Origin of the sequence: Ancylobacter oerskovii, from assembly GCF_018390555.1 — a bacterium.
Classification (GTDB): domain Bacteria; phylum Pseudomonadota; class Alphaproteobacteria; order Rhizobiales; family Xanthobacteraceae; genus Ancylobacter; species Ancylobacter oerskovii.
Genome location: NZ_JAHBGB010000037.1, coordinates 38,264 through 57,354, shown reverse-complemented (window position 1 = coordinate 57,354; position 19,091 = coordinate 38,264). Strand labels below are relative to the sequence as shown.

Annotated in this window: 20 protein-coding genes; 7 read left to right on the top strand and 13 right to left on the bottom strand. The window is 70.0% G+C overall.

The annotated features are described in order from the left end of the window. Position 1 precedes the first annotated feature (1 nt). Positions 2-901 (top strand): LysR family transcriptional regulator ArgP, encoded by a 900-nt coding sequence (locus KHC19_RS16840; RefSeq protein WP_213353541.1) that lies wholly within the window; start codon positions 2-4, stop codon positions 899-901. A gap of 207 nt (positions 902-1,108) precedes the next feature. Beyond that, entirely contained in the window at positions 1,109-2,065 is a 957-nt protein-coding gene (locus KHC19_RS16835) for a LysR substrate-binding domain-containing protein (RefSeq protein WP_213353540.1), read from the top strand. Positions 2,066-2,068: 3 nt separating this feature from the next. On the opposite strand, the gene KHC19_RS16830 is transcribed toward KHC19_RS16835, so the two are convergent. The 8 genes from KHC19_RS16830 to KHC19_RS16795 all read right to left on the bottom strand — a co-directional run bounded on the left by KHC19_RS16830 (position 2,069) and on the right by KHC19_RS16795 (position 9,875). After that, positions 2,069-2,587 carry a gluconokinase gene (locus KHC19_RS16830; protein WP_246549049.1) on the bottom strand — a complete coding sequence of 173 codons (519 nt, stop codon included), beginning with the start codon at positions 2,585-2,587 and terminating at the stop codon, positions 2,069-2,071. An 11-nt stretch (positions 2,588-2,598) separates the two neighbouring features. Next, positions 2,599-3,879: a TRAP transporter large permease gene (locus KHC19_RS16825; protein WP_213354193.1), complete on the bottom strand. Its 1,281-nt coding sequence runs from the start codon at positions 3,877-3,879 to the stop codon at positions 2,599-2,601. After that, complete coding sequence (locus KHC19_RS16820; protein ID WP_213353539.1) at positions 3,879-4,499, bottom strand: TRAP transporter small permease; 621 nt, start codon at positions 4,497-4,499, stop codon at positions 3,879-3,881. Before KHC19_RS16820 ends, KHC19_RS16825 begins: the two co-directional genes overlap by 1 nt. Positions 4,500-4,566: 67 nt before the next feature. Further along, the gene (locus KHC19_RS16815) at positions 4,567-5,574 is read right to left on the bottom strand and encodes a DctP family TRAP transporter solute-binding subunit (RefSeq protein ID WP_213353538.1); all 1,008 of its coding nucleotides are present in this window, start codon (positions 5,572-5,574) and stop codon (positions 4,567-4,569) included. Between the two features lie 57 nt (positions 5,575-5,631). Continuing rightward, positions 5,632-6,567 carry an NAD(P)-dependent oxidoreductase gene (locus KHC19_RS16810; protein WP_213353537.1) on the bottom strand — a complete coding sequence of 312 codons (936 nt, stop codon included), beginning with the start codon at positions 6,565-6,567 and terminating at the stop codon, positions 5,632-5,634. Positions 6,568-6,590: 23 nt separating this feature from the next. Further along, positions 6,591-6,902 carry a putative quinol monooxygenase gene (locus tag KHC19_RS16805; RefSeq protein WP_213353536.1) on the bottom strand — a complete coding sequence of 104 codons (312 nt, stop codon included), beginning with the start codon at positions 6,900-6,902 and terminating at the stop codon, positions 6,591-6,593. An 84-nt stretch (positions 6,903-6,986) separates the two neighbouring features. Then, positions 6,987-8,345, bottom strand: coding sequence for an NAD(P)H-dependent oxidoreductase (locus KHC19_RS16800; protein ID WP_213353535.1), 1,359 nt, complete (start codon positions 8,343-8,345; stop codon positions 6,987-6,989). A 303-nt stretch (positions 8,346-8,648) separates the two neighbouring features. Then, a complete protein-coding gene (locus KHC19_RS16795) occupies positions 8,649-9,875 on the bottom strand; it encodes an arabinose transporter (RefSeq protein WP_213353534.1) in 1,227 nt (408 codons plus the stop codon). 241 nt (positions 9,876-10,116) lie between these two features. Between KHC19_RS16795 and KHC19_RS16790 the strand changes: the two genes are divergently transcribed. Next, a complete protein-coding gene (locus KHC19_RS16790; protein ID WP_213353533.1) occupies positions 10,117-10,332 on the top strand; it encodes a hypothetical protein in 216 nt (71 codons plus the stop codon). Between the two features lie 34 nt (positions 10,333-10,366). On the opposite strand, the gene KHC19_RS16785 is transcribed toward KHC19_RS16790, so the two are convergent. The 5 genes from KHC19_RS16785 to KHC19_RS16765 all read right to left on the bottom strand — a co-directional run bounded on the left by KHC19_RS16785 (position 10,367) and on the right by KHC19_RS16765 (position 13,999). Then, positions 10,367-10,813, bottom strand: a complete 447-nt coding sequence (locus KHC19_RS16785; RefSeq protein ID WP_213353532.1) for a DUF6766 family protein — start codon at positions 10,811-10,813, stop codon at positions 10,367-10,369. Between the two features lie 68 nt (positions 10,814-10,881). Continuing rightward, positions 10,882-11,379 carry a YciE/YciF ferroxidase family protein gene (locus KHC19_RS16780; RefSeq protein ID WP_213353531.1) on the bottom strand — a complete coding sequence of 166 codons (498 nt, stop codon included), beginning with the start codon at positions 11,377-11,379 and terminating at the stop codon, positions 10,882-10,884. A gap of 85 nt (positions 11,380-11,464) precedes the next feature. Next, on the bottom strand, positions 11,465-12,052 hold the full coding sequence (locus tag KHC19_RS16775; RefSeq protein ID WP_246549047.1) for a cysteine hydrolase family protein: 588 nt from the start codon (positions 12,050-12,052) through the stop codon (positions 11,465-11,467). Between the two features lie 42 nt (positions 12,053-12,094). After that, positions 12,095-13,474 carry a PQQ-dependent sugar dehydrogenase gene (locus KHC19_RS16770; RefSeq protein WP_213353529.1) on the bottom strand — a complete coding sequence of 460 codons (1,380 nt, stop codon included), beginning with the start codon at positions 13,472-13,474 and terminating at the stop codon, positions 12,095-12,097. Positions 13,475-13,642: 168 nt separating this feature from the next. Beyond that, complete coding sequence (locus KHC19_RS16765) at positions 13,643-13,999, bottom strand: DUF2934 domain-containing protein (protein ID WP_213353528.1); 357 nt, start codon at positions 13,997-13,999, stop codon at positions 13,643-13,645. A 153-nt stretch (positions 14,000-14,152) separates the two neighbouring features. Between KHC19_RS16765 and KHC19_RS16760 the strand changes: the two genes are divergently transcribed. Genes KHC19_RS16760 through ctaD form a run of 4 tightly spaced genes read left to right on the top strand, consistent with a single transcriptional unit; the run spans position 14,153 to position 19,083 of the window. Next, positions 14,153-15,289, top strand: coding sequence for a DNA topoisomerase IB (locus KHC19_RS16760; protein WP_213353527.1), 1,137 nt, complete (start codon positions 14,153-14,155; stop codon positions 15,287-15,289). A 27-nt stretch (positions 15,290-15,316) separates the two neighbouring features. Further along, a complete protein-coding gene (locus KHC19_RS16755) occupies positions 15,317-15,574 on the top strand; it encodes a hypothetical protein (RefSeq protein ID WP_213353526.1) in 258 nt (85 codons plus the stop codon). A gap of 15 nt (positions 15,575-15,589) precedes the next feature. Beyond that, positions 15,590-16,576: a cytochrome c oxidase subunit II gene (gene coxB, locus KHC19_RS16750; protein WP_213353525.1), complete on the top strand. Its 987-nt coding sequence runs from the start codon at positions 15,590-15,592 to the stop codon at positions 16,574-16,576. After that, the gene (gene ctaD / locus KHC19_RS16745; RefSeq protein ID WP_213353524.1) at positions 16,573-19,083 is read left to right on the top strand and encodes a cytochrome c oxidase subunit I; all 2,511 of its coding nucleotides are present in this window, start codon (positions 16,573-16,575) and stop codon (positions 19,081-19,083) included. Before coxB ends, ctaD begins: the two co-directional genes overlap by 4 nt. The last annotated feature ends 8 nt before the right edge of the window (positions 19,084-19,091 follow it).

The following is a 19,091-nucleotide window of genomic DNA, read 5'->3' as shown; positions in this document are numbered from 1 at the left end:
CATGCTCGACTACGCTGCCTTGCGCGCGGTTTCCACGGTGGTTCAGACCGGCAGCTTCGAGAAGGCCGCCCGCCTGCTGCATGTGACGCCCTCCGCCGTCTCGCAACGGGTGAAGCAGTTGGAGGAGCGCCTCGGCACGGTGCTGATCGCGCGCGGCGCCCCTTGCACGGCGACGCTGACCGGCGAATGGCTGTGCCGGCACATGGAAAATGTCAGCATGCTCGAAGGCGACCTGCTGGAGCACCTGCCCGCGCTCGCGGCGCCCGCCGGGCCGGCGCAGAAGGTGACGCTGCATGTCGCGGCGAATGCCGACAGCCTCGGCACCTGGTTCATGGCCGGGATATCGGCGTTCGCCCGCCGCTCCCCGCATCTCCTGAACATCGCCGTCGACGACGAGGAGCACACCGCGGACTGGCTGCGGCAGGGACGGGTGATCGCCGCCGTCACCAGCACCGAAAAGCCCGTCGCGGGGTGCCGCCGGCTGTCGCTCGGCGCGCTGCGCTACCACGCGACGGCAAGCCCGGATTTCATGGACCGCCACTTCCCGGCCGGCGTCACCCCGGACGCCCTCGCCGCGGCGCCGGCGCTGACCTTCAGCCAGAAGGACCGGCTGCAGGACCGCTGGCTGCGCCAGGCGATCGGGCAGGAGGTGGTTCATCCCACCCACTGGCTGCCCTCGACGCACGGCTTCGTGGAGGCCTGCATCGCCGGCATGGGCTGGGGCATGAACCCTGCCCTGCTGGTCCGGCCGCATATCGAGGCGGGGCGGCTCGTGGAGCTGATCCCGGACACGCCGCTCGACGTACCGCTGTACTGGCAGGTGAACCGCCTCGCCGCCGACCGGATCGCCGAACTGACGCGCGACGTGATGCAGGCGGCCCGCCGGCACCTGCGGCGCTGAGGCGGGGCGGGCCGCGCACCGACCTGTGGCGCGCTCCCGCTCGTCGCGGCCTCGCCATCGCCGCCGCCCGGCGATATGAATGGGCGGGACGGGGCCGGCGTTGGGCAGGCGTTGGGCAGGCGTGGCCGGCGGCCTCCCCGCCCCGCCGGGTGGTTGGGTCCCCTCTCCCGGACGCCCGCCCGGCCCGCGACCGAAAGCGAGGAAGCGATGCAGCTGCCGATCCGCGCCATCTTCGTGTTCCGCACCGTCGCCCGCCTCGGCAGCATCTCCAAGGCGGCGGAGGAACTCGCCGTCACGCCCTCGGCGGTGAGCCAGCAGGTGCAGGCGCTGGAGACCCAGCTCGGCCTGACGCTGATGAGCAAGGTCGGCCGCCGCGTCGTGCTCACCGAGGCCGGCGAGCGCTATTTCGCCTCCATCACCGACGAGGTGGAGCGCATCGCCGAGGCCACCAACCTGATCCGCGGCTACCGCTCGGTGACGACGCTGACGGTGCGCGCCACGCCGACCCTGTCCAACAAATGGCTGCTGCCGCGGCTCGGGGCGTTTCTCGACCGCCATCCCGACCTCGAGGTGCGCATCGACGGCACCAACGAGCCGACCGCGTTCAAGCGCGAGGTGGTCGACGTCGAGATCCGCCACGGCGACGGGCGCTGGCCTGGCCTGTTCGTCGAGGGCATGGCGGAGGAGGACTTCCTGCCGGCCTGCTCGCCGGACTACGCGCCCCCGGCCAGCCTCACCGCCGCCGAGCTGCCGCGCTTCCGGCTGATCCACTCGGTGAAGTCGCAGGCGCAATGGCCGCGCTGGTTCGCGCTGGCCGGCGTGCAGCCGGCGGAGCGCTGGGCGCGGGTGCTGTTCGACCGCAGCCACATGGCCATCGACGCCGCCGCCGGCGGCATGGGCATCGCGCTGGAAAGCACGCTGATGATGGAGCGCGAGCTGGAGACCGGCCGGCTGATCTGCCCGGTGGCCGGACCGCCGCCGATCCGGCTGGTGACGCAGTGGATCGTCTGCCCGCACGAGCATCTGCGCCAGCGCAAGGTGCGGCTGTTCCTCGACTGGCTGCGCACCGAGCGCGCCGGCTGGGAGGCCCGGCGCCGCCATGCCCATGCCGCCGCCGAGGCGCTGGCCGGCCGGACCGCCCGCAAGCCGGTGCCGGCGGACTGATCCTCAGCCGGGAACCCGCTCCGCCGCGCCGAGCCCGCGCAGGGCCATGTCGACCATCGCCTCCGGGCTCGCCGTCAGCGAGACGGTCACCGCCCGCTCGCCCGGCTCCGGCGGCTCCAGCGTCGCCAGCTGGCTGTCGAGCAGGGTGATGCCGGCGAAATGCCCCGGCCGGGCGCGCAGGCGCTCGGCGATCACCTCGCGCGGGCCGTCGACGAAGACGAAGCGCAGGCCGGGAAGCCGCTCGCGCAGGAAATCGCGATAGATGCGGCGCAGCGCCGAGCAGGCGATCACCACCGGCCGGCGCGGCTCCGCCCGCGCCGCCGCGCCCACCGCCTCCAGCCACGGCCAGCGCATGGCATCGGTCAGGCCGATGCCCCGGCGCATGAGCGCGACATTCTCCGGGCTGTGCAGGCGGTCGGCCTCGATGAAGGCGGCGCCGAGCCGGTCGGCAAGCTGCTGGGCCACGGTGCTCTTGCCGGCCCCCGACACGCCCATCACCACCACGAAGTCCGGCACCGTCATCGACCTGATCCTCAATAGAGCCCGAGCAGGTGCAGCGGCCCGAGCGTCAGCACCGGGAACAGCACCAGCGCGAAGATCGCCAGCGTCAGCACGGTCATCGGCGCCAGCGAGCCCTTCACCACCTCGTCGACGCTCATACCCGAGACCTGCGCCGCCGCGAACAGGCAGACGCCGACCGGTGGGGTGACGAGGCCGAGGGTGAGCGTCATCACCGTGATGATCAGGAAATGGATCGGGTCGATGCCGAGCGCCGTCACCGTCGGCATCAGCACCGGGATGAGGATGAACATCGCCGGGATCGCCTCCATGAAGATGCCGATCAGCAGCAGGAAGACGAAGATCACCAGGAGGCCGGTGGTCGGCCCCAGATTCATGCCGCCGAGGATCGCCGTCAGCGTGTTCGGCAGCCCCTCATAGGTGAACACCCAGGCGGCGATCTGCGAGGTGGCGGCGATGAACAGGATGGTGCCGGAGATGCGGGCGGTGGAGACCAGGATCTCCGGCACCTCGGCGAGCGGGATGGTGCGGTAGACCAGCACGCCCAGCACCAGCACGTAGAGCACCGCGATCGCCGCCGCCTCGGTGGGGGTGAACACCCCGGAGGCGATGCCGATGATCAGGATCAGCGGGGTCAGCATCGGCAGGATGGCGCGCAGCCCGGTGACGACCACCATGCGGAAATTGAACGGCGACGGCGGATTGTAGCCGTAGCGCACCGAATAGAAGTGGTTGAACACCAGGAAGGCGAAGGCAATGAACAGCCCCGGCACCAGCCCCGCCACTAGCAGCGTGCCGATCGACACGTTGGCGATGGAGCCGGCGATGACGATGAGGATCGAGGGCGGGATGATCGAGGACAGGGTGGCGGTGCACAGCGTCATGCCCACCGCATAGCCCTTGGGGAAGCCGTGGCGCTCCATCGCCTTGATCTCGATGGCGCCGACCGAGGCGATGTCGGCGACCGAGGAACCCGACACGCCGGAGAAGATCACCGAGGACAGCACGTTCACATGGCCCAGCCCGCCCGGCAGCCAGCCGACCATGGATTCGGCGAAATCGAAGATGCGCTCGGCGACCCGCCCGCGCTCCATCACCGCGCCGACCAGGATGAACAGCGGCACCGCCACCAGGAGGAACGAGTTCATCGAGGAGAACATCGTCTGGGTGAGCAGGTCGAGCGGCATCGGCGTGAACACCAACAGCGTGGCGACGGCGGCGAGGCCGAGGGCGATGGCCAGGGGCACGCCGAGCGCACTGAGGACGCAGAACAGGGCGAAGAGGATGGCGCTCATCATTGATAGTGCGCTCCCGTGACGGTGGGGCTGGCGACATGGTGATGACCGCCGGTCATCGAGACGTCGGCATGGACGATCTCGTCCGGCGGCAGGCCCATTTCCGGCAGCGCGATCAGATCGCGCCGGCGCCGCAGCGAATCCACGATGGCGAGGATGGCGATGACCGAGGAGACCGGCATGACGAGGCCGACGACCCACATCGGGATCGGCAGCGTCGCCGCCTCCTCGTTCATCATGATCTGCTGCTCGACGAGGGTGATGCCGGTCCAGCCCACCAGCAGGAAGAAGCCGATGGAGAACACGACATAGATCGGCACCGCGATGCGCTTCGACAGGCGCGGCATCATGGCGAGGAACAGCACGACACGCGCGCTCTCCACGGTGCGGAAGCCGGCGGCAAGGCCGAGGAACACCATCCAGATGAACAGGAAGCGCACCGCCTCCTCGGTCCAGGGCAGCGGATGGCCGATGAGCCGGCCCACCACCTGCATCAGCACCACGACGAGGATGCCGCCGCAGGCGAGACCCGCCGCATAATCAGCCATCACCTCGACCAGCCGGCCGAGCGGGAAGCCGCGGGAAGGCGCAGCGGCGGAAGATTTGTCGGATGAGGACATGGGAACACCACCTATCCGCGAGGGGGAGCGGCGGCCGGTGGCCGCCGCCGGGTTCGGCACGCCGACGTCAGCTCTTGCCGGCGAAGGAGGTGGTGCGCTGGAAGAAGGACGGGTCCTTCACCAGGGCCTCGAAGACCGGGTAGAGGCTCTTCGACACCGCGACGAATTCGGCGCGCTGCTCGGCGGTGAGCTCGTTGGTCTTCATGCCGTTCTTCTCGAGAATGGCGATGGAGGCGGCGATGTCGGCGGCGTCGTTCTTCGCCTTCCAGTCCTCGGTCTCCTTCGCCGCCTCGGCGAGCGCGGCCTTGTGGGCGTCCGACAGCGCCTTGTGGCGGCGCGGATTCATGCCGAGCACCCAGGCATCGGCGATGTGGTTGGAGATGGTCAGGTATTTCTGCACTTCGTAGAGCCGGGCGCTGACCGGCACGTTGACCGGGTTCTCCTGCCCGTCCACCACGCCGAGCTGCAGGGCATTATACACCTCGGCGAAGGCCATCGGGGTGGGCGCCGCGCCCATGGCGCCGAAGAACTTCACCCAGAGCGGGTTGTTCGGCACCCGCAGTTTCAGGCCCTTGAGATCGTCCGGCGCGGTGATCGGCCGCTTGGAATTGGTGATCTGCCGCAGCGGCCGCGACCACAGGTCGAGGCCGAGGATACCGATCTTCGACAGGTCGCCGCGCAGTTCCTCGCCGAGATCGCTGTCGAGATAGGCGCGCAGCTGGTCGGTGCCGTCGAACAGATAGGGCACCGCGATGGCGGTGAATTTCGGGTTGAAGGTGGCATAGAGCGAGGTGGCGTTGAGCAGCATGTCGAGCGAGCCGCCGGCCAGCTGCTTCACCCCGGCGGAGGGATCGCCGCCATAGAGGGTGCCGTTAGGGAAGACCTTGATCTCCAGTTCGCCATTGGTCTTCTGCTTCACCACCTCGGCGAAGTGCTTGGCGGCGAGGGTGATTTCCGAATTGTCGGCGTCCGGCGTGGAGAGGGTGAGCGTCTCGGCGCCGGCGGGAACCGCAAGGGAGAGCGAGGCGGCGAGAGAGGCGGCGACCAGGAGGCCGCGGAGCGAGAAGGCGTGCATGTCGTTTCCTCCGTAGCGGGATTCTTTGTCCCGGTTGATTGGCATTATTTGCCATGGTCAGACGTCGGCGGAAGTCTCCGCCGGGGCGGAAGCCTCCGCCGGCTGGTTGGCGCGCCGCAGCTCGAGGAGCACGGCGCTGTGATCGAGATCGGCACCGCCGTGATCGACCAGGTTCTGGAACAGCCGGTCGACGGTGTGGGCGACCGGAAGCGTGAGGCCGTAGGAGCGGGCGAGGCGCAGCGCCGTCGAGGTGTCCTTCACCTGATACTTGGCCGGGCCGCCCGGCGCGAAATCGCCGCGCACCATGCGCTCGCCGTGCTGGCGCAGCACGGTGGAATCGGCGAAGCCGCCGATCAGCGCCTCGCGCACCTTTTCGGGGTCGGCGCCGCCGCGCTCGGCGAGCAGCAGGGCTTCCGCCACCGCGCAGATGTTCGAGGCTACGATCAACTGGTTGGCGAGCTTGGCAAGCTCGCCGGAGCCGGCCGGCCCGACATGGGTGACGCGCCCGAGCGGCGCGAAGAGCGGGGCGAGATCGGCGACAGCGCGCGCCTCGCCGCCGGCCATGATGGAGAGCGTGCCCTCGCGGGCGCCGCGCTCGCCGCCCGAGACGGGCGCATCGACATAGCGCAGGCCACGGCGGGCGCTGGCCTCCGCCTGGGCGCGGGCGGTCTCCACCGGGATCGAGCTCATCACCACCAGCGTCGCGCCGGTGCGCATGGCGGCGATCACCCCTTCCGGCCCGCCGAGCACGGCATCGCAGACCGGACCGGAGGAGAGCATGCACACCACCGCATCGGCGCCGGCCGCCGCCGCCCGGGCCGAGGGCGCGACCTCGACGCCATCGGCGGCGAGCGCCTCGGATTTCGCGGCGGTGCGGTTCCAGGCGCGGACCGAAAAGCCGGCCCCGGCGATACGGCGGGCCATGTGGCCGCCCATGATGCCGGTGCCGATGAAGCCGATCCGGCGAAGCGTGGCGGCGGAGGTGACGGACATGGCGTTGTCTCCCGTTCCGGCGGTCACGGATGCTGCCGGGCCGCGAAGCGCACCGGCCGCTCCTCGATGATCAGCGGTGGGAACGCCTGCCGGAAGCGGGCGAGATGCGGCGTCTCCAGATGCGCGTCGAAGGCGGCGCGGCTGTCATAGACCTCGTAGAACACCACGCTGTCGCCGGCCTCCGGCACCACGACGTCGAACTGCCGGCAGCCCGGCTCGTCGGCGAGCGACCGGCGGGCATCGTCTCGCGCGGCGGCGAGGAAGGCGTCGAGCGCGCCGGGCTTCACCCGGAACTCGGCGATGACGACGAAGGGCGTGTGCGGGGCAGCGGTCATGTCGTCGTCCTGTGGGAAAGCGAAGGGTTCGAGGGCCGGATGCGAAGGCAGGGAGGCGTGCACCACCCTGCCCTCGCCCGCGCCTCAGGCGGCGACGCTGGTGCCGGGGCGGAAGCGGTCTTCCATTTCCTGGCGCAGCCGGACCACGTCGAGATCGGCGGTGAGCTCGACATCGTCGAAGGAGACGATCTGGTCCTTCTTGAGCGGCCGCTTCAGCTTGACGTTGTGGGCGAGGCCGATCGGCAGCGCCCGCAAATCGAGGCTGCGGGTCGCCGGGATGGCGTTGGCCCACACCGCGTAGCCGCCCTCGCCGTCCAGCATCTCGCCCGGCTGCATGTCCTTCTTGGCGGTGGCCACCGCGTCGCCGCGGAACTCCTTGGAGCAGCCGGTCGGCTCGCCGCGCAGGCAGGCCGAGAGCACGCTCACCGAGGTCTCCAGCCCGATGATGTGGAACGGGCGCCACATCGAGGCGTACCAGCCGGACGGGTCGGTGAGCAGGCCGTACTGCTTGAAGCAGGCGCGGGCATATTCGTTGTGCGCCTTGAAGGTGACGAACACGCCGTAGCGGATGTTGTTGTAGACCTCGCGCCCGTCCGGCTCCTGGCTGGCGGCGATGTCGACGAGGCCGGAGCGCGCCATGCGCCCGCCATCCGCCGCCGGGCGGAACACCTTGGCGAGGTCGTGCAGGCCGGCGGGCGGGAAGGCCAGCCCGTCATCCGGGCAGTCGAGTCCGGTGCCGTTGGCGACCGCCGCCATCTCGATCGCCGCCTTGGTGCCGTCGGTGAAGGAGTTGTACATCTTCGGATTGAAGTCGCCGGCCTTCACCTCCTCCTCGGTCCAGCCGAAGAAGCCCCACACGGTGTCGGGGGTGGAGTAGCGGTAGCGCGGCTCGAAATTCATGCCCTTGCCGGCGGCGGTGATCTCGAAGCCGGTGGCGCGGGCCCAGTCGACCAGTTCGCAGATCAGCGCCGGCTGGTCGCCATAGGCCATGGAATAGATGACGCCCTGCTTGCGGGCGCGCTCGGCGAGGATCGGGCCGACCATCACGTCGGCTTCGACATTGACCATCACCACATGCTTGCTCGCGTCGATGGCGGCCAGCGCATGGCGGGTGCCGGCGATCGGGTGGCCGGTGGCCTCGATGACGCATTCGATCTCGTCGCAGGCCAGCAGCGCCGCCACGTCGTCGGTGACGAAGGTGCGGCCGGTCTTCACCGCGTCGCCGGCGCTGGTCGCCGCGTAGCGCTCCGCCGGCCAGCCGACCCGCGCCAGCGATTCCCGCGCCTTGCCGACATTGAGGTCGGCGACGGCGACGATCTGCAGTCCCGCGATGCGCTGCGCCTGGGCGAGCACCATCGAGCCGAATTTGCCGGCGCCGATCAGGCCGGCCCGGACCGGACGGCCGGCGGCGGCGCGGGCTTGGAGCAAGGTCGAGAGATTCATCGTGCGATCCTCAATGCGATCCTGTGGCCCGGCCGGGCGCAAGGGCGCGGGCCATGCGGGCGCGTCGGCGCGGCCCGGCGAAGCCGGCGGCGCGAAGCGTCGGTCACGGCCGCGCGCGGCCTTGCGGCCGGCGTCGGGGACGGTGCGGGTTGGTGCGAAGCGGCGTCTTGTCCTCCGCCCCGGGCCGTGGGCAACTCCCCGGCTCAGGGCGCGGCAGCGATCTGTCGTGCTGCTCGAGGAAGACCATAGGACCGGAACTGCGTTAGTTCCATTTAGAAAGCCAGTCCGACTTGTTAGCTCAGCTTAAGTATCGAGCGACGGGCCGGCCGGGTTCGCGTCCGGCTGGCGGGCCGCCACGGCCGGCATGCGGCGCAGGCCGAGGGCGATCGCCAGCCCGGCGGCCGCCGCCGCGCCGCCGATGAGGAAGACGCTGCCATAGCCGGCGCGGTCGGCGAGGAAGCCGGCCATCGGCCCGGTCAGCCCGTAGGCGACATCCTGAAAGGCCGAGAAGCCGCCGAGCGCCGTGCCGCGCAGATGCGGCGGCACCAGCCGCACGACCTCACGCCCCATGGCCGGATAGATCATGGAGCAGCCCAGCCCGGTCAGGAAGGCGCCGGCAAGGGCCAGCAGCGGGCTGCCCGCGCTCCAGATGAGCACCTGGCCGGCCGCCTCGACGGCGAGCGATCCGATGGCCACCGGCAGGCCGCCGATCCGATCCGGCAAATGGCCGAACAGAACCCGGACCAGCACGAAGCCGCCGCCGAAGGCGGAGAGGCCGAGCCCGGCATGGCTCCAGCCTCGGTCGAGGAAATACAGGGTGAAGAACGCGCCGATGGCCGCGAAGCCGATGCCCTGCAGGCAGACGATCGATCCGTGCGGCCAGATCCGGCCGATCACGCGCCAGAAGGGCGGGCGCTCCGCGCCGGGATGCGCGGCCACGCCCGGGATGCGCCAGATCGCCAGCAGGCCGAGGCATGGCAGGACGGCGCTGACCGCCATCGCGCCGGCAAAGCCGAACCGGTCGTACAAAGCGAGGCCGACCGGCCCGCCGACGGCGAGCGCCCCGTAAAGGGCGGCGCCGACGAGCGCCAGCACCCGGCCGGAGCGGGCGGGGCCGACAAGGCCGATGCCCCAGGCGATGATGCCCACCGCCACCAGGCTTTCCCCCAGCCCGACGCACAGCCGGCCGGCCAGCAGGACAAGATAGGCCAGGACCGGTGAGGACAGCGGCAGGCCGGCGGCCAGCGTGACCAGCGCACCGGCGGCGTAGCACCCCAGCCCCCGTGCCACCGCCCTCTTGGCGCCGCGGCGGTCGGCGAGGCTGCCGGCCGTGCCCCGGCTGGCGATGGTGGCGAGAAAGGCGATGCCGACGCCGAGCCCCGCCCAGACATTGCCGAGCCCGAGCGTCTCGGACACATGGACCGGCACGATCGGCAGCGAGATGCCGATGCACAGATAGGAAGCGAAGAGAATCGCGGTCAGCAGCAGCAGGCGGCCCTGTGCCGGGTCGCGCGTCGATGACGAAGCCATGGGGATCTCCAGGCTGTTCCTCGACCGATGGGCGCAAAAAAACGCACTCCGACCGGTGAGGATCGTTGAGTGCGTTGCTTGACGTCAAACGCTTACGGCCGGTGCAACCGGCGACCGGACTGCCTTAGGCGGCGGCCGCCCGGGTGTCAACCGGAAGCTGCCGCGACGTGTCCCCAGCTTGCGGCGGCAAAATGCACACTAGTGCGCAGATCGCCGGCGGGTGTTCGAGTAGGGTGTACGCATGAAGACATTGGAACAGACCGCCCGCCGCATCTGCGCTCTCGATCTCGAGGGCAAAGGCTTCCCCCAACCGACGATCCCGCAACTCGTCGACCGCTTCTGGCCGGTGGTGGCAAACGAGATCCGGCAGGGCGTCAGCCTTGTCGGCGAATGGCCGTTCACCGGCGAACAGATCGAGGCCTGGTCGGTGGAGTACAGGACCCTCAGGCCGGGCTGACGGCATCGCCCACCACGGCGGAATGACCCGAGCCTTAGGCGCTCTTCGCGCGCCCCTCGCGGGCCAGCCGCTCCCAGCGCGGATCGGTATGCCGGCCGGCATATTCGCGGTCGATCTCCTCGATCAGCTGATCGGCCTTACCGGGATCGACCGCGGCGAGGATGGCGTCGATCTTCGCCTCGATGCGGTCGTCGCCCTCCTTGGATTGCGGCGAGCCGACATAAAGCAGGAAGGCGAGACCGCCGATCTGCCAGATCAGCTGCAGGAATTCCGACTGCCAGTTCTCCAGCGTGTCGCGCATCATCTCGACCGTATAGCCCCACACCTCCACCGGCGCGCCATGCTGGAGCTGCGCGTCGACATAGGCGAACCAGCCGAACAGCCAGTGGCCGACAAGCGAGATGAGGAAGAAACCCAGCGTCACCCAGCCATAGCCGTAGCGGCGCCAGACCGATTGCTTCTGGATGGGGTGCGAAGCCATGGCGGTCCTTTCGACGGACGGGGCGATGCCGGCCTTGAGCCGGCATCGCCGGAAGCGTCGCGAGCCCGTCAGGCCGCCTTCTGCGCCTTCACATTGGCGACCTGATCGGCAAGCTTGGTCAGCGACTCGTCGGTCTTGAACTCCTCCTTGAGGGTGGCGTCGAGCAGGCCGACCGCCTCCTTGAGGCCGAGTTGCTGCGCCCAGCGCTTCAGCGTGCCGTAGCGGCTGATCTCGTAATGCTCCACCGCCTGCGCGGCGGCGGCGAGACCGGCATCGAGAGCCGGCGTGCCTTTGAACTCCTCGAGGATCTCCTCGCCCTCCTCGATGATCCCGTCGATGGCCGGGCAGGTCTTGCCCTGCGCACGCTTGCCGATCAGTTCGAACACCTGCTGCAGGCGCTCCACCTGACCTTCGGTTTCGTCGCGGTGTTGCTGGAACGCGGCCTTCAGTTCCGGCGACTGGGCGCCGCGCGCCATCTTCGGCAGCGCCTTCAGGATCTTGCGCTCGGCGTAGTAGATGTCCTTGAGGGTTTCGTGAAACAGCGTATCGAGTGTCTTCTCGGCCATTATCGCCTCCGGCTGGAATGTCCCGCACCCCACCGGAGAACGTCATGCTCACATCTTCGTTCCAAGGTATTATTTACTTCCGTCCTCAGTATTCACGCCCCTGTCGGGCAAGATGATCGGGAAGCGCGGTGGTCGACAGCGTCTCGATCTGCGCGGCGAAGCGCCGGCGGAAAATCGCCAGCGCCGCGTCATGGCCGGCATCGGAAGAGGAGCACACCGCGTCCTCCACCACGATCACCCTGTAGCCGCGATCCACGGCATCCATGACCGTGGCGAGGACGCAGACATCGGTTTCCGCGCCGGTGATCACCAGCGTCCCGGCCCGCATGCCATTGAGGACCGGCGCGAGACGCGGCGCGGCGAAGGCGGAGAAGCGGGTCTTGTCGACCACGCGCTCGGCCGGCGCCAGCTCGCGCAGCTCGTCCACGAGCTCGAGGATACGGGGGTCCAGGGCCTCGAGCGTCAGCCCCGACCAGCGCCGCCAATAGGCGCGCCAGGTGCCGATCTCCTCCGCCGCCTCGCGGGCGGGAATGAACCGCGTGAACACGCTGCGCTCCCGCATCAGCTCCGCCACCGCGGCGATGTTCGGCAGCGCCTGCGCCATCCAGGGGGTCGGCCAGGGCCCGGTCGGCGCGAACAGCTTCTGCATGTCGATGCACAGATGGACCGTCATTGCCCGAGCCGGCATGGCGAGGCGCCCCCGTTCGACGCCCGGTCAGCCGGAGCTGCCGGTCTGCGGCCCGGGAACCGGTGCGCTCGCCGCGCCCTTCACCCGCCACACCGTATTGCCGACATCGTCGGCCACCAGCAGGCCGCCGCGCCGATCGACCAGCACCCCGACCGGACGGCCCTGCGCCTCGCCCTTGGCGTTGAGGAAGCCGGTCAGCACCTCTTCCGGCGGCCCCGAGGGACGGCCATCGGCGAAGGGCACGAAGATCACCCGGTAGCCGACCGGCCGGCTGCGGTTCCACGAGCCATGCTGGCCGACGATGGCGCCGCTGGCGAAGCGCTCGCCGAGGGCGGGCGTCCTGACGAAGGTGAAGCCGAGCGAGGCGGTGTGCGAGCCCAGCGCGTAATCCGGCTTGATCGCCTTCGCCACGAGGTCCGGGCGCGGCGGCTCGACCCGCGTGTCGACATGCTGGCCGTAATAGGAATAGGGCCAGCCATAGAAGCCACCCTCCTTCACCGAGGTCATGTAATCGGGAACCAGATCGTCGCCGATCTCGTCGCGCTCGTTCACCGAAACCCAGAGCTCGCCATTGGCCGGGTTCCAGTCGATGCCGACCGGGTTGCGCAGGCCGGAGGCGAACACCCGCGAGGCGCCGGTCTTCACGTCGATCTCCAGCACCGCCGCACGGTTCTCTTCCTCCTCCATGCCGTTTTCGGCGGCGTTGGAATTGGAGCCGACCCCGACATAGAGCTTCGAGCCGTCCTCGCTGGCGAGAAGGCTCTTGGTCCAGTGATGGTTGCGCCCGGCGGGAAGCGCGGCAAGCCGGGTGGGCGGACCTTCGAGACGGGTCGCGCCCTCCTGATAGGGGAAGCTCACCACCGCGTCGGCATTGGCGACATAGAGGCGGTCGCCGACCAGCGCCATGCCGATGGGCGAACTGAGCTTGTCGACCAAGGTGGTCTTCACTTCCGCCGCGCCATCTCCGTCGGCATCGCGCAGCAGGGTGATGCGATTGGCGCTCGGCGTGCGCGAGCCGGCCTGCTTCATGAACAGTCCCTGCACCCAGCCGCGTAGGCCGCCGGATGCGCCTTCCGGCTTGGGCGGCGCATCGCTCTCGGCGACGAGGATGTCGCCATTCGGCAATTCATAAAGCCAGCGCGGATGCTGCAGCCCGCCGGCGAAGGCGCTCACCTCCAGGCCGGCCGCGGGCCTGGGCGCGGCTCCCTGCGGCCAGCCGACGGCATCGGCGATCTTCAGGGTCGGAAACCACGAGGCGTGCGGCTCCGGCAATTGCGGATCCGGCCCGTAGCCGGCGCTTTCCGCGAGCTGCGATCCGCGATCGCAGGCGGCGACCGCCAGCAGAAGCGCGAGCATGCCGGGGACCAGCAGGCGGCGCGCGGGACGGGATGATCGGGAGATGGACATCGGCGGCTCCTGACTGTTCGCCGAACGGTTGCGGATATCGCGGTCACGCCGCCGATATCCGCTCCGCAAGCGAGAAAGGCGCCCGTTCGGGCCTGCCTGCCTTCCCAATGTCCGGGGCGCCGAATGGTTCGGCGTCCCGGGCGATGTTGCTTCGGGTTCCCTGAAGCGTCAGCCGAGGGCCGGCGGCTTGGCCGCCTTGGCGGCCGACTTCGCTCCCGGCGCCCTCCCCCCACCGCGGGCGGCCGGCTTCGGCGCCGCGACCGCGGGCGCGGCTTCCGCCTGCGGCCGGTGCGGGATCTCCATTTCGCCCTGATCGGTCAGGGTGGGGAACTCGCCCGCATTGACCAGCGCCTCGATCGGCTCCGGCGACGGCTCGGCAACGGGAGAGGTCGGCATCTCGCCCTCCTCGACCGCCAGCATCTCCTTCGCCTGGAACCAGTGCTGCTCGGCGCGCCCTTCGGGCCGCCCTTCCTCCTCCCACAGCCTGTGGGCCCGGCGACGTATGTGTTCTTCACGCTCGTCCATCGTTTCCTCCGCGTCCGGCCGTGATCAACGTTCGGCACGAACCGGCGTTCCCTAGCGAAGGAACGGCCTTCGCCACAAGACGTTGATCCGGCGCGACCGAGGGTCGCGGCACGCCAGCCGGGCCTCCAGCATCGCCTCCAGCATCGATCCGCCATGCCGAAAACCACCCTCCTCCCCTTCGATCGCGGCGCTCTCCGCCGGCTCGCGCGACGATGCGGCCTGCGGATCGCCGCTCGCGCCGAGCTCACCATCCGCCGCCGGAAGGCCGGCAAGGGCTTCAGCTTCCACGACGCCGAGGGAGGCCTCGTCACCGATCCCGAGATCCGCTCCCGCCTGCTAGGCCTCGCCGTGCCGCCCGCCTATCGCGACGTGCGCTACGCCCCGGACCCACGCGCGCATCTGCAGGCGATCGGCGAGGATGCCGCCGGCCGGCTGCAATATCGCTATCACCCCGACTGGACGCGGGTACGCGAGGAACTGAAGGCGTTGCGCCTCGCCTGCCTCGCGCAATCGCTGCCGGCGATCCGGCGTTCGGTGCGCCGCGCGCTCGGCCGGCCCGAGCCCGACCGCCGCCTCGCCCTGGCGAGCGTGGTGCAGTTGGTCGCCCTCACCGCCATCCGCGCCGGCGGCGAGCAATATGCCGAGGAGCGCGGCACGCGGGGGGCCACCACGCTGCTGAAGTCGCATTTGCGGATCGAGGGCGAGCGCATCACGCTCCGCTTCAAGGGCAAGGGCGGCAAGCTCGTCGAGAAGGAGGCCCGCGACGCCGCGCTCGCCGCCGCCCTGCTCCGCCTCAAGGCCCTGCCCGGCCGTCGGCTTTTCCTCCATCGGGACGCGGGCGGCGGCGTGCATGCGCTCCGTGCCGGCGAGGTGAACGCCTATCTCCGCGAGATCGGCGGCGCCGGCATTTCCCTGAAGGATTTCCGTACCCTGACCGCCTGCCTGGGCGTCATAGACGGGCTGTCCCATGTGGTGCCCGACACCAGCGAGCGCGGCCTGCGGCAGCAGATCAAGACCGCGGTGGAGCCTCTCGCCGAGCAGCTCGCCAACACCGTCACGGTCTGTCGCTCCTCCTATGTGCACGACGCGGTGATCGCCGCCTTCGCCAGCGGACGGCTCGCCCGCCTCGCCGGCGGGGCGGATGCGCGGCGGTCCCTGGCGGCCCGCACGGCGCTGCTCGCGCAGCTGCTGCAGGAGAGCACCGGCGCGCCGCCACCGGCGACGAAGCCGGCGCGAAACCGCCGGCGCCGCACGGAACCCATTTCGCCCGCAGCCGTTCACCCGACGTGACGAGACCAGATGACGGAGGGTCAATCGATGCGGACACCCACCCGCGAGGATGTCGACATCTACCGCATCCGCGGCACCGAGGCCGCGTGGCGCATCGAATTGAACGACGAGGCAGGAATGGCCTATGCGAGCAAGGAAGCCGCCTTCGAGGCGGCCGTCGCCTCGGCCTCCAATGGCATCCGCGCCGGGCGCGAGGTGGTGATCGTGGTGCCGGGAGCCCGCGACGGCGAAAGCCTGCTCGGCACGCAGGATCCCTCGGCCACGCCGTGGAGCGCGCTCTCCTGACCGCCCGGCACCGGCATGGGAGCCACGCCCGATCGCAGAAGGCGGGAATGTAGCGCCGGCCTCGTTCTGGGCGCCGGCTTCCTCGTATCCGCCTGCGGCGGCCCGCAATCGGCGCTTGATCCCGCCGGCGAGGAAGCCGCCGAGATCGCGCATCTCTTCTGGGTGATGCTCGCCGGTGCCGGCCTTGTCTGGGCGCTGGTCGTCGGCGCGGCGGTGTTCGGCGGCCGCTTCCAGAGGCAGCCGATCAGCGACCGCGCCGGGCTGCGCCTCATCCTGTGGAGCGGCGCCTTCGCGCCGACGCTCATCCTCGCCGGGCTGCTGATCTATGGCCTGCGGCTGATGCCGGTGCTGCGCGCCGCCGAGCCGGCGCTGCGGATCGAGATTTCCGCCGAGCAATACTGGTGGCGCATCACCTATGTCGGCGCAGGCGACGTGCGGATCGAGACCGCCAACGAGCTCCGCCTGCCCGCCGGCCGCGCCGCCGAGCTCACGCTCGACAGCGTCGACGTGATCCATTCGCTGTGGATCCCCTCGCTGGGCGGCAAGATGGACATGATCCCCGGCCGGACCAACCGGCTGGTGCTGCGGCCGCAGCGCCCCGGCACCTATCGCGGCGTCTGCGCCGAATTCTGCGGCACCGCCCACGCGCTGATGGCCTTTCCGGTGGAGGTGATGCCGCCGGCGGACTTCGACGCCTGGCTCGTCCGGCAGGCCGCCCCCGCCACGCCGGGAGGCGACGAGGCCGCCTTCCTCGCCAATGGCTGCGGCGGTTGCCATACGGTGCGCGGCACGGCCGCGACCGGCACCATCGGCCCGGACCTGACGCATCTCGCCGGGCGTTCCAGCCTCGGCGCCGGCCTCATGCCCAACACGCCCGGGAACCGGCGCCGCTTCGTCGCCGACGTGGAGCGGCTGAAGCCCGGGGTGCGCATGCCGTCCTTCGGCATGCTGGCGCCGGCCGAGCTCGACGCCATCCTCGCCTATATGGAGAGCCTGCGATGACCGGGTCCGAAACGGACGAGGACCGCAAGCGCCGGGAAGAGCGGGAGCTCCGGGCCGCCTGGGAAGTGCCCACCGGCTGGCGCTATTTCTCCAACGTCAACAACCAGATCGTCGGCGTCTGGTACACCGCCGCCTCGTTCTTCTTCTTCCTGTTCGCCGGCGTGCTGGCGCTGATCATGCGCGCGCAGCTCGCCGTACCCGACAACGACCTCGTCCCGGCCGGCACCTACAACCAGCTCTACACGCTGCACGGCACGATGATGATGTTCCTGTTCGCCGTGCCGATCTTCGAGGCGGTGGCGATCCTCATCCTGCCGCAGATGCTGGCCGCGCGCGACCTGCCCTTTCCGCGCCTCTCCGCCTTCGGCTTCTGGTGCTTCCTGATCGGCGGGGTGTTCGTCGGCGGCTCGATCCTGTTCGACGCCGCGCCGGATTCGGGCTGGTTCATGTATCCCCCGCTCGCCACGGACACGAAGCAGACCGGCATCGGCGCCGACATCTGGCTGCTCGGCCTCTCCTTCATCGAGATCGCCTCCATCGCCGCGGCGGTGGAACTGATCGTCGGGGTGCTGAAATGCCGCCCGCCGGGCATGCGCATCAACCTGATGCCGCTCTATTGCTGGTATGTGCTGATCGTCGGCGGGATGATCCTGTTCGCCTTCCCGCCGCTGATCGCCGGCGACATCCTGTTCGAGATGCAGCGGCTGTTCGACTGGCCGTTCTTCGACGTCGCGCGCGGCGGCGACCCGGTGCTATGGCAGCACCTGTTCTGGATCTTCGGCCACCCCGAGGTCTACATCATCTTCCTGCCTTCCATCGCGCTGCTCGCGATGATCGTGCCGACCTTCGCGCAGCGCCCGATCCTCGGCTATGGCTGGATCGTGCTGGCGGCGGTGGGCACAGGCTTCCTCAGCTTCGGGCTGTGGGCGCACCACATGTTCACCATCGGCCTGCCGGCGCTGTCGATCGGCTTCTTTTCCGCCGCCTCCGAGGCGGTGGCGATCCCCACCGGGGTGCAGATCTTCGTCTTCGTGGCGACGCTGCTGGCGGGACGGGTGATCTTCGCCATCCCCATGCTCTACGCCACCGGGGCACTCGCCATCTTCACCTTTGGCGGGCTGACCGGGGTGATGGTGGCGCTCGCCCCCTTCGACTGGCAGGCGCATGACAGCTATTTCGTCGTCGCGCACCTGCACTACACGCTGATCGGCGGCATGTTCTTCCCGCTGATCGCCGGGGTCTACTACTTCCACCCCTTCATCACCGGGCGGATGCTGTCGGAAAGGCTCGGGCGCTGGTCGTTCTGGCTGATGTTCTGCGGCTTCAACATCGCCTTCCTGCCGATGCACATCACCGGTCTCCGGGGCATGCCGCGCCGGGTCTACACCTATCAGGAAGGATTGGGCTGGGAGGGGCTGAACCTCGTCTCCACCCTCGGCGCCTTCGTGATGGCGGCGGGCATCCTCGTGCTCGTGGTCGACGTGCTGCGCCCCGGCAAGCCGCGCGCGCCGCGCAACCCGTGGAACGCCGGCACGCTGGAATGGGTGGCGGGCGATCCGTCCGAACCCTGGGGCATCCGCTCGGTGCCGCTGGTCTCCAGCCGCTACCCGCTCTGGGACCAGAAGAACCTGATCGACGACATCGACACCGGCCGCTTCTTCCTGCCCGGCGCGCCGGAGGGCCAGCGCGAGACTATGGTCACCGACGTCCTCGACGCCACGCCCGAGCAGGTGCTGCGGGTACCCGGCAACAGCTTCAAGCCGATGATCGCCGCCCTGCTGATCGGCGGCAGCTTCATCGCCACCACCTTCCACGGGTGGTGGCTCGGCCTCGCCAGCGGCGTCGCCGGCGTCGTGGCCATCCTGGTCTGGCTGTGGACCGGCACCGCCCGCATCCCGGAGAAGCCGACGACCGACGCCGGGATGGGCATCGCCTTGCCGCTCTATGCCTCGGGGCCGACATCGGTCGGCTGGTGGGCGATGTTCATCACCATGGTCGGCGACGGCACCGCCTTCCTCAGCCTGATCTTCGCCTATTTCTACTACTGGACGGTGCATGCCGCCTTCCCGCCCGAGGGGTCCGCCCTTCCCGACCTCGCGCTCGGCATGGCGGCCGGCATCGCGACGCTGGCGGCCTGGGCGCTGATGCTGGCCGCGCGGCGACTGAACGCGACCGGGCGCGCCACCGCCACCCGCCTCGCCCTGGCGCTGGCGGCGCTGCTGGCGCTTGCCGGTGGCGGCCTGCTGCTCGCCGCCCCCTGGAACGCCGGCCTCTCGCCGACCCGCCACGTCTACGACGCCATGGTGTGGGTCCTGGCGATCTGGACGGCGCTGCACAATACCGCCGGCGCGCTGATGCAGGGCTACTGCCTGGCCGGCAGCCTGGCCGGGCGGCTGACCGCGACGCACGACATCGACCTGCGCAACGTGGTGCTCTACTGGCACTTCGCCGCGCTCACCATGGCGGCGACGCTCGCCGTGCTCCTCCTCGCCCCGTTGACCATGTGAGGAAGCGC

Bases quoted from the DNA above. Each gene is read 5' to 3' on its own strand.
- KHC19_RS16840 (WP_213353541.1), top strand. From the start codon at position 2: ATGCTCGACTACGCTGCCTTGCGCGCGGTTTCCACGGTGGTTCAGACC.
- KHC19_RS16835 (WP_213353540.1), top strand. From the start codon at position 1,109: ATGCAGCTGCCGATCCGCGCCATCTTCGTGTTCCGCACCGTCGCCCGC.
- KHC19_RS16830 (WP_246549049.1), bottom strand. From the start codon at position 2,587: ATGACGGTGCCGGACTTCGTGGTGGTGATGGGCGTGTCGGGGGCCGGC.
- KHC19_RS16825 (WP_213354193.1), bottom strand. From the start codon at position 3,879: ATGAGCGCCATCCTCTTCGCCCTGTTCTGCGTCCTCAGTGCGCTCGGC.
- KHC19_RS16820 (WP_213353539.1), bottom strand. From the start codon at position 4,499: ATGTCCTCATCCGACAAATCTTCCGCCGCTGCGCCTTCCCGCGGCTTC.
- KHC19_RS16815 (WP_213353538.1), bottom strand. From the start codon at position 5,574: ATGCACGCCTTCTCGCTCCGCGGCCTCCTGGTCGCCGCCTCTCTCGCC.
- KHC19_RS16810 (WP_213353537.1), bottom strand. From the start codon at position 6,567: ATGTCCGTCACCTCCGCCGCCACGCTTCGCCGGATCGGCTTCATCGGC.
- KHC19_RS16805 (WP_213353536.1), bottom strand. From the start codon at position 6,902: ATGACCGCTGCCCCGCACACGCCCTTCGTCGTCATCGCCGAGTTCCGG.
- KHC19_RS16800 (WP_213353535.1), bottom strand. From the start codon at position 8,345: ATGAATCTCTCGACCTTGCTCCAAGCCCGCGCCGCCGCCGGCCGTCCG.
- KHC19_RS16795 (WP_213353534.1), bottom strand. From the start codon at position 9,875: ATGGCTTCGTCATCGACGCGCGACCCGGCACAGGGCCGCCTGCTGCTG.
- KHC19_RS16790 (WP_213353533.1), top strand. From the start codon at position 10,117: ATGAAGACATTGGAACAGACCGCCCGCCGCATCTGCGCTCTCGATCTC.
- KHC19_RS16785 (WP_213353532.1), bottom strand. From the start codon at position 10,813: ATGGCTTCGCACCCCATCCAGAAGCAATCGGTCTGGCGCCGCTACGGC.
- KHC19_RS16780 (WP_213353531.1), bottom strand. From the start codon at position 11,379: ATGGCCGAGAAGACACTCGATACGCTGTTTCACGAAACCCTCAAGGAC.
- KHC19_RS16775 (WP_246549047.1), bottom strand. From the start codon at position 12,052: ATGACGGTCCATCTGTGCATCGACATGCAGAAGCTGTTCGCGCCGACC.
- KHC19_RS16770 (WP_213353529.1), bottom strand. From the start codon at position 13,474: ATGTCCATCTCCCGATCATCCCGTCCCGCGCGCCGCCTGCTGGTCCCC.
- KHC19_RS16765 (WP_213353528.1), bottom strand. From the start codon at position 13,999: ATGGACGAGCGTGAAGAACACATACGTCGCCGGGCCCACAGGCTGTGG.
- KHC19_RS16760 (WP_213353527.1), top strand. From the start codon at position 14,153: ATGCCGAAAACCACCCTCCTCCCCTTCGATCGCGGCGCTCTCCGCCGG.
- KHC19_RS16755 (WP_213353526.1), top strand. From the start codon at position 15,317: ATGCGGACACCCACCCGCGAGGATGTCGACATCTACCGCATCCGCGGC.
- coxB (WP_213353525.1), top strand. From the start codon at position 15,590: ATGGGAGCCACGCCCGATCGCAGAAGGCGGGAATGTAGCGCCGGCCTC.
- ctaD (WP_213353524.1), top strand. From the start codon at position 16,573: ATGACCGGGTCCGAAACGGACGAGGACCGCAAGCGCCGGGAAGAGCGG.